Source organism: Exiguobacterium sp. BG5(2022) (assembly GCF_031844365.1).
Classification (GTDB): Bacteria; Bacillota; Bacilli; order Exiguobacteriales; family Exiguobacteriaceae; genus Exiguobacterium; species Exiguobacterium profundum.
The window spans coordinates 1,631,338-1,645,343 of the sequence record NZ_JAUZVB010000001.1 but is presented as its reverse complement, the minus strand read 5'-3'; the positions used below and the strand labels follow the sequence as shown (position 1 = coordinate 1,645,343).

At 51.5% G+C, this 14,006-nt stretch carries 12 protein-coding genes; 10 read left to right on the top strand and 2 right to left on the bottom strand.

The genetic code is table 11. The annotated features are described in order from the left end of the window. Nucleotides 1–12: 12 nt before the first annotated feature. Nucleotides 13–975, top strand: a complete 963-nt coding sequence (locus Q9R25_RS08390; RefSeq protein WP_264092901.1) for an aldose epimerase family protein — start codon at nt 13–15, stop codon at nt 973–975. 59 nt (nt 976–1,034) lie between these two features. Here Q9R25_RS08390 and Q9R25_RS08385 read toward each other — a convergent pair whose 3' ends face one another. Next, complete coding sequence (locus Q9R25_RS08385) at nt 1,035–2,492, bottom strand: 6-phospho-beta-glucosidase (protein WP_311283028.1); 1,458 nt, start codon at nt 2,490–2,492, stop codon at nt 1,035–1,037. A 43-nt stretch (nt 2,493–2,535) separates the two neighbouring features. Next, on the bottom strand, nt 2,536–4,437 hold the full coding sequence (locus Q9R25_RS08380) for a beta-glucoside-specific PTS transporter subunit IIABC (protein WP_214690488.1): 1,902 nt from the start codon (nt 4,435–4,437) through the stop codon (nt 2,536–2,538). Between the two features lie 397 nt (nt 4,438–4,834). On the opposite strand from Q9R25_RS08380, the gene Q9R25_RS08375 reads away from it, so the two are divergent. The 9 genes from Q9R25_RS08375 to Q9R25_RS08335 all read left to right on the top strand — a co-directional run bounded on the left by Q9R25_RS08375 (nt 4,835) and on the right by Q9R25_RS08335 (nt 14,003). Next, the gene (locus Q9R25_RS08375) at nt 4,835–5,593 is read left to right on the top strand and encodes a YveK family protein (RefSeq protein WP_214690489.1); all 759 of its coding nucleotides are present in this window, start codon (nt 4,835–4,837) and stop codon (nt 5,591–5,593) included. Beyond that, on the top strand, nt 5,559–6,257 hold the full coding sequence (locus Q9R25_RS08370; RefSeq protein WP_311283027.1) for a CpsD/CapB family tyrosine-protein kinase: 699 nt from the start codon (nt 5,559–5,561) through the stop codon (nt 6,255–6,257). The genes Q9R25_RS08375 and Q9R25_RS08370 overlap by 35 nt, the downstream gene beginning before the upstream one ends. 10 nt (nt 6,258–6,267) lie before the next feature. Beyond that, nucleotides 6,268–7,482: a glycosyltransferase gene (locus Q9R25_RS08365; RefSeq protein ID WP_214690490.1), complete on the top strand. Its 1,215-nt coding sequence runs from the start codon at nt 6,268–6,270 to the stop codon at nt 7,480–7,482. Further along, complete coding sequence (locus tag Q9R25_RS08360) at nt 7,479–8,405, top strand: glycosyltransferase family 2 protein (RefSeq protein WP_214690491.1); 927 nt, start codon at nt 7,479–7,481, stop codon at nt 8,403–8,405. Before Q9R25_RS08365 ends, Q9R25_RS08360 begins: the two co-directional genes overlap by 4 nt. Before the next feature lie 15 nt (nt 8,406–8,420). After that, a complete protein-coding gene (locus tag Q9R25_RS08355) occupies nt 8,421–9,467 on the top strand; it encodes an EpsG family protein (RefSeq protein ID WP_214690492.1) in 1,047 nt (348 codons plus the stop codon). Nucleotides 9,468–9,485: 18 nt separating this feature from the next. Then, nucleotides 9,486–11,048 (top strand): oligosaccharide flippase family protein, encoded by a 1,563-nt coding sequence (locus Q9R25_RS08350; protein WP_311283026.1) that lies wholly within the window; start codon nt 9,486–9,488, stop codon nt 11,046–11,048. An 11-nt stretch (nt 11,049–11,059) separates the two neighbouring features. After that, the gene (wecB, locus tag Q9R25_RS08345) at nt 11,060–12,211 is read left to right on the top strand and encodes a non-hydrolyzing UDP-N-acetylglucosamine 2-epimerase (protein ID WP_214690494.1); all 1,152 of its coding nucleotides are present in this window, start codon (nt 11,060–11,062) and stop codon (nt 12,209–12,211) included. 3 nt (nt 12,212–12,214) lie between these two features. Next, a complete protein-coding gene (locus Q9R25_RS08340; protein WP_311283025.1) occupies nt 12,215–12,853 on the top strand; it encodes a sugar transferase in 639 nt (212 codons plus the stop codon). 106 nt (nt 12,854–12,959) lie between these two features. Next, a complete protein-coding gene (locus Q9R25_RS08335) occupies nt 12,960–14,003 on the top strand; it encodes a polysaccharide biosynthesis protein (protein ID WP_159562892.1) in 1,044 nt (347 codons plus the stop codon). Nucleotides 14,004–14,006: the final 3 nt, after the last annotated feature.

Genomic DNA, 14,006 nt, shown 5'->3' with positions numbered 1-14,006 from the left:
GTGGTAGTACGAGTGAAACAAGCGACGATTCAAAACACCAACGGCATGAGACTATCCGCCATCGATTATGGTTGTGCGATGACGGAACTGACGGCCCCGGACCGGGAAGGAAACCTAGACTCGGTCATCTTGAAATACGGGGACGTCTCACAATACTTAGAAAATCCGGTCTATCTCGGGTCAATCGTAGGGCGGATTGCCGGACGGATTCGTGACGCAGAGATTGAGGGTGTCGCCTTGACCCCAAGCGAGGCGCCCCATCATATTCACGGAGGCGAGAAAGGCATCACGTCCCGTTATTGGGAGATGGATGCGGACGAACAGTGTATCCAGTTCACATATCTCAGCCCGGACGGAGAAGAAGGGTATCCCGGCAACGTCTTCTTCAAAGTGTTGTACGAACTGACGGATCACAATGAACTGATTGTCACGATGACGGCGGAAACAGACCAACTGACGTGGGTCAACCTGAACCATCACAACTATTTCAATCTTGGCGGACGCCCGACCATCCACGACCATGAGCTGACGCTACCAGCCGATTCGGTCGGGGTGCTCGACGCGGATTCGCTGCCGACAGGAGAGTTGCGTGATGTGAGCGGGACACCGTTTGACTTCCGAGACGGAAAAGCGGTCCGAGAGGCGCTCGTGTCAGGAGACGAGGCGATTGAACGGGCGAGCGGTCTTGACCATCCTTTTATCTTGAAGGATGGACCGATTCGATTGCACGACCCGATGAGCGGACGGACGATGACGGTCGAGACGAATCAACCGGTCATGGTCGTCTACACAGGGAATTTCTTGAGTGAAGAGACACCGGTGACGCTCGACGGTCGACAGAAACATAGCGCAATTTGTCTCGAAGCCCAGGCGTTCCCAGATGCCCCGAACCATCCAGACATCGCAACCTCAATCGAACTGAAACCGGGTGAGTTGTATCACTCGCGGACGGTGTATCGGTTTGGGGTGGAATGAATTCATCACTACCATTCAAAAAGGAGGCAACCGATTTAAGTCGGTTGCCTCCTTTTCAATCAAGATTTAGTAGTTTGAACAGGAGTAGTGACGTCCGCCCCGTTCGTCGCAATCACTTGCTTATACCAATCGAAGCTCTTTTTCTTCGAACGTGTGAGCGTCCCGTTGCCTTCATTGTCTTTATCGACATAGATGAAGCCGTAGCGTTTCTTCATCTCACCGGTCGACGCACTCACCAAGTCAATCGGACCCCAGCTTGTGTAGCCGATGATGTCGACACCGTCCTTGATGGCCTCGTGCATCTGTTCGATATGTTTCGCCATATAGTCGATGCGATAATCGTCTTCGACATATCCGGTCGCATCCGGTGTATCGACGGCACCGAGTCCGTTCTCGACGACGAATAGCGGCTTTTGATAGCGGTCATACAGTTGGTTCGCCGTGATCCGGAAACCGGTCGGGTCAATCGTCCAGCCCCATTCCGATTTCTCGAGGAACGGATTCTCAAGTGAACTGAAAATGTTTCCTTCGGTCGACTGGTTTATCTCTGGATCCGTACTCGTCGTCCGACTTGCATAATAGCTGAAGCCGATGTAGTCGACCGTATGCTCTTTCAACAGTTCGAGGTCTCCTTCTTCTATCTGAAGCGTAATACCTTGCTCCTCGAGATATCGTTTGGCATATCCCGGGTACTCTCCACGTGATTGGACGTCGATGAAGAAGAACGATTCACGGTCTTTGTCCATTGCATCTAACACATCATTCGGGTTACACGAATAGGCATACGTTTGACCAGCAGCAAGCATACAACCCACCTGTAGATCAGGATTGATTTCGTGAGCTGCTTTGACGGCTTTCGCACTCGCGACGAGTTGATGATGGGCCGCCTGATATTTCACTTGTTGCTTGTCTTCTCCGTCCTCGAACACGATGCCCGCTCCAATGAATGGGAGGTGGAGTAGCATATTGATCTCGTTGAACGTCATCCAATACTTCACTTTACCGTTGTAGCGGTTGAAGAGGGTCGTCGCATATGTCTCGAAGAAGTCGACGACTCGTCGATTGCGCCAGCTTCCATATTTTTTGATCAAGCTGACAGGTACATCGAAGTGAGCGATTGTCACGACCGGTTCAATCCCATGTTTTAATAGTTCATCGAAGACATCATCATAAAACTGCAAACCTTCCTCGTTCGGCTCCACGTCATCTCCGTTCGGGAAGATTCTTGACCATGCGATCGAGAGGCGAAGCGCCTTGAATCCCATCTCAGCGAATAAAGCGATGTCTTCTTTGTAGCGATGGTAAAAATCAATCGCTTCATGCGAAGGATAAAACTCTCCGGGCATAGGTTCTAATGATGGCAATTCTCCAAACATGACATCGAAGCGTTTTTTACCCGTCGGCAACAAGTCGACGGTAGTTAAACCTTTTCCCCCTTCTGCATAAGCGCCTTCTGCTTGGTTGGCGGCAATGGCGCCACCCCATAAAAATCCTTTTGGAAAACTCATCGTATCCATCCTTTCTATATTAGTGGGAGGAAAAATCCTCCCACTTGATTCATTAGATGATGAAAATCGGATCGCCCGTCTGGACATGTGAGGCGTAGTTTGGTGAGAGTGCTTTTCGGTTCGTGACAATCACAGGTGTCGTCAACGCACGACCTGATTGCTTGATCGCGTCGATATCGAATTCGATCAGCAGTTGTCCTTTTTCGACAAATTCACCTTGTGTGACGTGTGCTTTGAAATGCTTCCCTTCTAGTTGAACGGTATCCATACCGATATGGATCAGGATTTCAGCCCCTGATTCCGTTGTGATCCCGATGGCATGATGTGTCGGGAAGAGGGCAGACACGGTACCGGAAACCGGGGCGATCAGTTTCCCTTCCGTCGGTTCGATGGCAACACCTTGACCGAGTGAACCAGATGAGAAGGCGACATCCGAGATATCTTTCAAACGGACGACAGTTCCTTGAAGCGGGCTAACGACTTGTTCCTGACTGACAGTTGTCGCAGATACTTCTTTGGCGACCGGTGTAACTTCTGATTGTGGTGTCGCGGTTGCTGCTTGATTGACACCGCCAAAGAGGTAAGTCAAGACGAACCCGACGATGAAAGCAACGGCCGTTCCGATGAGTGAACCATAAAAACCAGTTGTGATGCCTTCAGGCGAGATGGTGGACGGATAGCCGAAGACACCGAGCCCCCCGATGATATAAGTTTGTGTACCCATGACACCCATGATTCCACCACCGACAGCACCACCGATACAGCTCATGATGAACGGTTTTTTGAGGGGGAGCGTCACCCCATAAATAGCGGGCTCGGTCACACCGAAGATACCTGAAATGAAGGACGGAATTGTGAGCGTTTTAATCTTTTGATTTTTAATTTTGAAGAAGACTGCGAGCACGGCACCGATTTGTGCGAACGATGCTGCAAACACAAGTGCGAGAATCGGGTCAGCCCCGAGTGACGTCAAGTTGTTGATGGCGACCGGGACAAGCCCCCAATGAAGACCGAAGATGACGAACACTTGCCAAAATCCACCGAGGAATAGGCCGGCGACGAGCGGGCTCAAGTTATATACAGCGACCGTGGCGCTACCAAGAAGCATCCCTGCCCAAGTCGCGATTGGTCCAATCAAGATGAATGTGAGTGGAACGACAATCAACAAAGTGAGTAGTGGAACGATGAACATTTTGATGACGTCTGGAATGACAGTCTTCAAGAACTTCTCAAGTTTTGCTGCAAAGAATGCCGCGATAATAATTGGAATGACGGAAGTCGAGTACGTCATCAAGATGACAGGAACACCGAGGAACGTGATATGAATCGGTGACTCGAACATGGTTCCGGCAAAGACCGTATAGAGAGGGTCTCCAGCCGTCAGCGTCGATAAGGTCGGATAGACGAGTGACGCCCCGATGGCCATCCCGATAAACGGACTTCCTCCGAATTTCTTAATGGCCGTATAGCCGAGGAAAATCGGGAAGAAGTAGAACAGCGAATCCCCGATGGCATTCAACAATTGATACGTACCTGACGTATTGTCGAGCCAACCGAGTGCGACGAACAGGGCGTTGAATCCTTTGATCATCCCGGTCGCTGCTAAGACGCCGAGCACAGGAGTGAAGATGCTAGAGATGATATCGATAAAACGGCTGAACAACGATCCTTTTGGAGCGTTCTCTTCTTCAATTGGAGACTGTTGTTGGAATCCGCCGACCTCGACGACGGCTTTATACACTTCTGGTACATGATTCCCGATGACTACTTGGTATTGACCACCGCTCTTCATGACCGTGACGACCCCATCCATGTTTTTGATGGTTTCGGTATCTGCTTTTTGTTCATCCTTTAATTTGAAACGCAAACGGGTGATACAGTGGACGACGCTATTGACGTTCTCTTTCCCGCCAACATGTTGAATAATATCGCGTGCGAGCTGTTCATATTTCATGTCCGTTCCCTTCCTTTTCCCATAATTTTGGTTTGCGTCAAATAAAAAACCTGACCCGTGTCAAACGAAGAACGTGAAATCACGTCATTCATCCGACTCGAGTCAGGTTATGCCCACTAAAGGTAACATTCCTGCGCAGGATACCGTTCAGTTGTTATTTGATAATTGAAATGTAGCATGTAGCAATTCAAAATGTCAACGCTTACATTTTACTTTTTTTGTTTTTCGACTCTCCCTACAACGTAAAAGAAGAAAGCGGAACGGCATCATGACATGATGTTGCGAAAAAATGATAAATCCTTCTTTTCAATTATCAAGATGAAGGGGGTAAGAAGGTACTACAGTTAACCTGCGCCTGATTTCGGTCATTTAATCTGTCTGTAGGGAGGAAACCAACATGAAGGAACAAACGACGATCGTGGGCGATCTCGTGGAAGTTCTCAAGAAAAGTAAGAAATGGATGTTCGTGAGTATGGTTCTCGTCGGACTCTTAGCTTACTATTTGAGCACTTCATTCATCCAGCCGAAATATGAGGCGTCCACACAAGTGCTACTCGTTACACAACAAGAAGACAACCGCGTAGACAGTTCGGAAGTGTTATCCTCGCTCTCACTCGTCAATACGTATCGCGTCATCATGAAGAGCCCGGCTGTTCTTGAGAAAGTCAAAGAACAGGTGCCGAGCGCACCAGACCCGCTCTCGGATGCACTCACCGTAGAAAGTGAAGAGGAATCGCAAGTCATCAATGTGTTCGTCACCGCGAACGACCCGGTCGTGGCAGCGGAAACGGCCAATGTGATCAGTGAAGTGTTCGTTTCTGAAATTCCGGATCTGATGAACATCGACAACGTTCGAATTTTATCTCCAGCCGAAATTCCGGAAGCGCCTGTCTCACCGAACGTACTGCTCAACACGGCAATCGGTCTTTTCGCCGGATTCTTGTTAGGTGGATTCATCGGTCTATTACGCCACGTCTTTGATAAACGCATCCGGAATGAGCAAGAAGCGGAACGGTTGCTGGATTTGCCAGTCATCGGATCGATTCCGACAATCGAACGCCGGGATTTGAAAACGAAAAATGTGAAAGAAGCGACACCCCAAGTGAAAGGAGACGTTTCGCATGTTCGGTCGAAAAAAGAACGCCAATCGTCTTGATTATAAAAAACGGGATCTCGTCACGTTGGCGAATCCGAAGTCACCGATTTCTGAACAATATCGGACAATTCGGACCAATCTGGAGTTCACGTCCGTCGGCCATAAGTTACAGATGATCACGATCACTTCCGCTTCGTCCGGGGAAGGGAAGTCGACCACGGCGGCAAACCTAGGGGTCGTCTATTCGCAACTCGGAAAAAATGTCGTCATCATCGATTGTGATATGCGCAAACCGACGGCACACCAAACGTTTCAGATGTCAGCACATGCGGGATTGTCTACCGTATTGGCCGGTCGCGTCACGCTCGAACATGCGCTCCAAAAAACGGATATTCCGCGTCTGACCTTGCTGGCGGCCGGTCCGATTCCACCGAATCCGACCGAACTGATCGCCTCGTCACGCATGACGGACCTCCTGAGTGATTTGCGTGAACAGTTTGATATCGTGATTGTCGACACACCTCCGATGATGCACGTCGCCGATGCTCGACTGTTGGCCAACGTATCCGATGGGACGATTCTCGTGATCGGTTGCGAGAACTCAGATCGTCAGCTCGTCCTGAAGGCGAAAGAACAACTTGAACGGACCGGGTCACAACTTCTCGGCCTCGTCCTCAACAAACGTTCTTCTCGTGATAACAACACCTACTACGCATACGAGTGAGGTCTCGGACATGAATATTCTACACATCAATGCCATCAACGAAGTGAAAAGCACCGGTCGGATGTGTAAAGAGCTCGCATCCGTTCATGCCTCTTACGGACACAACGTCCGAATCGCCCATGCGACCGGACCGGTGACCGAGACGAGTGTGGTAGTCGGACAGGCGTGGGAAACGAAGCGACATGCGCTCCACGCCCGCGTGACGGGGCGCCAAGGGTACACGTCTAAACGGTCGACCGCTGACTTGATTGCCTTCATGGACAGCTTTCGGCCGGACGTGGTTCATCTTCATAATCTTCACGCCAATTACCTTCATCTTCAGACGTTGTTTGAGTATTTGGCGAAGCAGGACATCGCCACCGTCATGACGCTTCACGACTGCTGGCTATTCACCGGGAAATGTACCCACTATACGGCGGTCGGATGTACGCGCTGGAAGGATGGATGTGGACAATGCCCGCTCTTAAAAGAAGACATCCCGAGCTGGTTTTTAGACCGGACCGGCGAGATGTTGGCGGACAAGCGCCAATGGTACGACGCCATTCCACGCTTGGCAGTAGTGGGAGTGTCGGATTGGATCACGATGGAAGCCCACTTCTCGATTCTGCAACACGCCTCCATCATTCGTCGCATCTACAACTGGGTCGATTTGGAGACGTTCACACCGAAAGAGGTAGCCCCACTTCGGGCACGCCTCGGGTTGACGGGACAACACATTCTTCTCGGTGTGGCGAGCCATTGGACGGAGGCGAAAGGATTGTCTGCCTTCATGGAGTTGGCCACGGCCAGACCGTCCGACCAAATCGTCTTAGTCGGACAGATGCCTGAACAACATGACCTGCCGGCGAATGTGCTTCACGTTCAGGAGACACATGACCCGAGCGAATTGGCTTCTTACTATGCCGCGGCAGACGTCTTGTTGAACCTGTCAGAGGAAGAATCATTTGGAAACGTGACGGCAGAGGCACTCGCCTGTGGCACGCCAGTTCTCGTCCTCAATTCCACGGCCAGTCCGGAACTTGTGACAGAACGGACCGGTGTCGTCGTCGCCACGCGATCGGTCGAAGATGTAATGGACGGACTCGATCGTCTCCATCACGCCTCGATCTCACGAATCGCTTGTGCGAACGAAGCGCGTCAACGGTTCGACTTATTCGACCGGGCGGAGGACTACCTGCACGTGTATGAGGAGCTGCAAACCGAGAAAGTGAGGAACGCTTTATGACACCACTCGTATCCATCATCATCCCCGTCTATAACGGGAGCGATTATTTACGGACATGTATCGACAGCGCCTTAGCCCAGACGCATCCTTCGATTGAAGTGATCGTCGTCAACGACGGCTCGACTGATGACGGGAAAACGGCGGCGATTGCGACAAGTTACGGCAAGAAAATTCGCTACGTGGAAAAGGAAAATGGGGGCGTCTCGAGTGCGTTGAATCGTGGGATTGAAGAAATGAACGGAGACTATTTCTCCTGGCTCAGTCACGATGACGTGTACGAACCGACAAAGATCGAACGACAGCTCGCCGCATTGCACGAGCAACATCTCCCGATGAACCAGACAATCGTCGTCACAGGGACGGCGTTCATTGACGAAAATGGGGAGGCAATCCGACGGGTGCAACGGAAAGTGAGCGGATTCTATTCGAGTCAGGACATGTTCCGTCACTTGCTGTTGTCCTCGACTTTGAACGGATGCGCGCTCTTGATTCCGCGACGAGCGTTCGAACATCGGCGTTTTTCGTTAGAGGACCGCTTCATTCAAGACTGGATCTGCTGGGTCGAGTTGGCGCTCGATGGGTTCGACTTTTACGTGATGCGTGAGCCGCTCGTCTATTCACGGATTCACGGCGAGCAACAGACGAAAAAAATCGCATATCGAGCCACGATGGAATCGAATCGCTATCTGAAGCGGCTACTCCAGGACGTCGAGGTGCGTGATAACGGAGAGGAATTGACCGCCATCATTCTGAAGCACACGTTTAAAGAAAATGCGGCGGACGTACGGGAACAGTACTTAACGACACATGATGTGAATCGTTACTTTGGACCGCTGGAATATCGGTGGCTTCGCTGGAACGGTATCCTGTTTTCAAACCTGCTGTCTCTATATCGAGGGATGACCAATCTGATTTATCGTTAGAAAGGAGGGGTTGAGATGACGATCTATTTAGTCAATATGGCGCTGTTGGTCGGTTGGGGACTGTTGTTGATCCGTCACGAGATTCCGAGTCGCCGTGCTTGGTTCGTATCTTTCGCCACGATTCAATGGATCGTCTTGTCAGGCTTCCGAGACGTCACCGTCGGGGCAGATACCGCGCAGTACAAGGCACTCTTCCTTCAGTCGCAAACGTTACCGCTCGGTGCGTTCACCGACCGCTTCTTTGAAATCGTCTTCACTGAGAGCGAGGACCCGGGTTTCTACCTGTTCCAACGTCTCATCCAGTATGTGATTACGGACTATCAAGTGTATCTCGTGCTCATCGCGATGATTTTCATGATCCCACTCGGCTATTTCATCTACAAATACTCGAGCGAACCGCTCATCAGTTTCCTGCTCTTTTCGGTCCTCTTCTACGAATTCTTCGCCGTCACCGGCTTACGCCAAACGGTGGCGACCGCGCTCGTCGTGCTCGTCGGATACCATTTCGTGCGGGCGCGGAAGTTGGGCTGGTTCCTTCTGCTCGTATGCATCGCCATGACGATTCATAAATCCTCGCTCATCTTCGTCCCGTTCTACTTTTTAGCGAACAAGCAACTGACCAAAGCGTATTTGATGACCATGTTCGGGGTCGTCATCGGATTGTTCGTCTTCCGGAATTCGTTCTTCGATCTGCTCGTTCAAGTGTCTGGCTATGAAACCTACAGCGCCATGGAAGGGGCCGGGGCGGTCAACTTCAGTCTGATGTTGCTCTCTGTTCTCTTCATGGCACTATGGCGAAAAGATCAAATTTTAGCGAACAATCCATCCGCCATCCATTTCTTCAATGCGTTGTTACTCGCCGCCTGTCTCTTGCCGTTGACATTCTTAAACCCGTCCATGATGCGGCTCGTCCAATACTTTTCACTCTTCCTATTGTTGATGATTCCAGAGATTGTCGGCACGTTCGAGCGGCGGGAACGACTCGTCGTCTATTACTCGGCAGTTATGTTGCTCGGTCTCTTGTTTATTCGCGAAGCGCCGGTGTATTCGTTCTTTTGGTAAAACGAGGAGGTGAAGCATATGTCGACACGCATGACGCTAGACGAGGCAGCCAGTAACCGCAAAATCAAGATTGGAGCGGTCATGTCCTACACACAGATCTTTTTCGGCATCTTATCCGGTCTCATCTATACGCCGTGGATGATTCATGAAATCGGGCAGGCGAGTTACGGGTTGTATATGCTGACCATCTCTCTCATCAGTATGTTCGCGATGGACTTCGGGCTCGATGCGGCCGTCTCACGATTCATGAGCAAGTATATGGCGGAGGGGGACCACGAGCGGGCAGGACGATTTTTAGGCATCGCCTATAAACTGTTCATCGCCATCTCACTCGTCCTCTTCCTCATCCTCACCGTCGTCTACTTCTTCTTGGACTCGATTTACTCGAGTTTGACGGCGACCGAACTCGAACAGTTGAAAGTGCTCTATGTCATCGCAGGACTGTTCATCGTCGTCTCGTTCCCGACGAAGCCATTCTCTGGCATTCTCGTATCCCATGAACAATTCCTCTTCTCGAGTGCCCTGCATCTCGCTGAGAAGGTCGGGACGGTCGCTTTGATGGTCACCGCGCTTCTTCTCGGCTATGGGTTGTACGCCCTTGTCATCGTCAATGCGTTGGTCGGCACGATTGTATTACTCATCGAATACGTCTTCATTCGGCGCAAGACTCTCGTCCGTGCCAACTTTCAGAATCGAGAGAAAGGGATATATCGGGACATCTTTAGTTTCACGTCCTGGAGCACGATCACGCTCGTCGCCCAACGCTTCGTGTTGAACATCACCCCGAGTTTACTGGGGATTCTAGCAGGCAGTGCTTCGATCGCCCTCTTTTCCGTCGGGATGGTCATCGAAGGGTATGTCTGGACCATCGCGGCCTCGCTCGGTTACTTATTCCTTCCGAAGGTCAGTCGGATGTTGTCCCGAAACGATCGTGAGGCCATCGGGTACCTCTTCGTCCGCATCGGTCGAATTCAACTGTATATCGTCGGACTCATTCTCGCTTCGTTCTTCATCCTCGGTCGAGAGTTCATGCACCTATGGGTCGGACCAGACTTCACCGACTCTTACGTGATCGCGCTTCTCTTGATTGCACCGAGTGTGATCACGTTGACGCAAGACATCGGCAACACGACACTCATTGCCGAGAACAAAGTGAAGTATCGGGCGTTCGCTGCCCTCATCGTGGCCGCCATCAGTATGACGCTCTCACCACTGTTGATTCCACACTTTGGTCCGATCGGTGCGGCCATCGCCATTTGTATCGGCAACATCGTCGGACTCGTCTTCTATATGAACGTGATTTACCATCGGGTCCTCGGTCTCGACATCCTCGACTTTTTCCGCAAGTGCCATCTGAAGCTCTTGCCCGGTATTCTCCTGTACACGCTCATCGGCTGGGGGATCCAGTTCTTCTTCCCGTCCTCGAATTGGTTCGGCTTCGGGGTGAAGGGAATCGTGTTCATCAGTATTTACGCCGTAATCATGTGGGGACTCGCATTTGATGAGACGGAGAAAGCCATGTTCCGCCAAGTGTTCGCTCAATTGAAACTACGCATCCTATCCATTCACCACACATCCTAGGAGGGAACAAGATGAAACGACTCAAGGTCATGACGATTGTTGGTACCAGACCCGAAATCATTCGATTGTCCGCCGTGATGGCACGTCTCGAAGCCTCCGAGGCAATCGACCATGTGCTCGTTCATACGGGACAAAACTATGACTATGAATTGAATCAAATTTTCTTTGAAGACTTCGGACTCCGGACACCGGATTATGTGTTAGACGCCTCGGCGGATGGTCCGATGGCGACGATCGGGAATATCCTCATCGCCATCGATCCCGTGCTCGCATCCGAGCGTCCGGACGCGGTCTTGCTACTCGGGGACACGAACAGCTGTCTCGCAGCCATCGCCGCAAAACGTCATCACATTCCCATCTTCCATATGGAGGCAGGGAATCGCTGTTTTGATGAACGGGTCCCGGAGGAGACGAATCGTCGCATCGTCGACCATATCGCCGACATCAATCTGACCTATAGTGACATCGCACGCGAGTATCTGCTTCGTGAAGGGTTACCGGCGGACCGCATCATCAAGACGGGGAGCCCGATGTACGAGGTGCTCCATCGTCAACGGGAGAAGATCGAGCGGTCAGACGTGCTCGAACGGCTCGACTTGGAGCGAGATGCCTATTTCGTCGTATCGGCCCATCGCGATGAAAACATCAGTGATGACGAGAACTTTTTCGATCTCGTCGACACGCTCAATGCGGTCGCGACCACGTACCAGCTCCCCCTCATCGTCAGCACCCATCCCCGGACGGCAAAACGCATTCGTGAGAGTGGGGTGCGTCTCCATCCAAACATTCGTACCCTCAAGCCGCTCGGCTTCAGTGACTACGTCCACCTGCAACTCCATGCGAAGGCCGTGTTGTCGGACAGCGGTACGATCAGTGAAGAAAGCTCGATTCTTGGAATCAAAGGATTGAATATCCGACAAGCGCATGAGCGTCCGGAGGCGATGGAGGAAGGGGCAGCGATGATGGTCGGATTGAAGCGGGAACGGGTGCTTCAGGCGCTTCGAATCTTAGAAGAAACGGAAGGTCCGATGCGACTCGTGAACGATTACGCCATGCCGAACGTCTCCGATAAAGTGCTCCGCATCTTGTTGTCCTACACGGACTATGTGATGCGAGAGGTGTGGAAGCAGCATCCGGTGTCGACCGAGAAGAAAGAGGTGTGAGCCATGGGCTATATGACGTTCAAACGAATTTTTGACGGGACGCTCAGCGGAGTCGCGCTCCTTCTCCTCGCCCCGTTCCTGCTCCTCATCGCCCTCTTGATCAAAATCGATTCAAGGGGTCCCGTCTTTTTCAAACAGGAGCGTATCGGATTACGGGAGACACGTTTTTGGATGTATAAGTTCCGGACGATGCATCAGGATACCCCGAACGATGTCCCGACACATCTGTTTAACGACTCCACGAAACATATCACGCGCGTCGGGGCGTTTCTTCGCAAGACGAGTCTCGATGAATTGCCACAGCTCGTAAACATTTTAAAAGGCGAGATGGCCATCGTCGGACCGAGACCCGCACTGTGGAATCAGGACGACTTGGTCGAGGCTCGTCGACAAGTGGGTGCGACAGAAGCGCTGCCGGGGCTGACCGGATGGGCACAGGTGAAGGGGCGCGATGAGCTTCCGATTGAGGTGAAGGCGAAACTCGACGGGGAATACGTTCGCCAGATGAGCTTATGGTTCGATCTGCGCTGTATCGCCTTGACCGTCAGGAACGTTTTGCTCCGGGAAGGAATCGTGGAAGGGGCGCCCCCACCCAGCCCGACGTCTGAAGAAAAGAAGATGATGCATGTTGCGAAAAAATGATAACGGTTTCCATTAAGTTACCAATTTAAGTGAGACCAACCGGGTAAATGATGACATACCGCTCTTCCTACATCTGAGACTAGACAGCTACGAAAGGAGCCTTCTTATGTTTTCCAATAAAACATTGCTCATCACGGGTGGGACGGGATCGTTCGGCAATGCCGTGATGGAGCGATTCCTCGATACGAACATCAAAGAGATTCGCATCTTTTCACGGGATGAGAAGAAACAAGAAGACATTCGCAATCGCTATCATCATGACAAGTTAAAATTCTACATTGGCGATGTACGGGACCCGAACAGTGTCAAAAATGCCATGTATGGGGTCGATTACGTTTTCCATGCAGCGGCACTAAAACAAGTTCCCTCGTGTGAGTTTTTCCCAATCGAAGCGGTGAAGACGAATATTCTCGGTACGGAAAATGTCTTGAATGCCGCCATCGAAGCGGGTGTGGAGAAGGTCATCTGTCTTTCGACGGATAAGGCGGCCTACCCAATCAATGCGATGGGAATCTCAAAAGCGATGATGGAAAAAGTTTTCGTCGCCAAGGCCCGTGCGGTCGGACCAGACCGGACGCTCATCTGCGGGACCCGTTACGGGAACGTGATGGCCTCGCGTGGGTCGGTCATCCCATTATTCGTGGAGCAAATCAAAAAAGGGGAGCCGCTCACCGTGACCGATCCGCTCATGACGCGTTTCTTGATGAGCTTGGCCGATGCGGTCGAACTCGTCGTCTTCGCATTCCATCATGCGCATGCCGGTGACATCATGGTCCAAAAATCACCTGCCTCGACAATCGGTGTGCTCGCGGAAGCCGTGAAACAACTGTTCGGGGTCGATCTCCCCATCAAAGTCATCGGGACCCGCCACGGTGAGAAAGCGTTCGAGACGTTGATGACCCGGGAAGAGAAAGTCGTCTCCGAGGACATGGGTGGATTCTTCCGCGTCCCGGCCGACAATCGTGACTTGAACTACGAGAAGTACTTCAGTGAAGGCAGCCAGGAGTTGACTGCTCAAGGCGAGTACAACTCGAACAATACGAGACAGCTCGATGTGGAGGAAGTGAAGGAACTCTTGTTGACGTTACCTTACATCCAGGAAGAACTCGCGAAATGGACGATTCCCGCTTCCGCGAAACGAATCGGGTGAGTG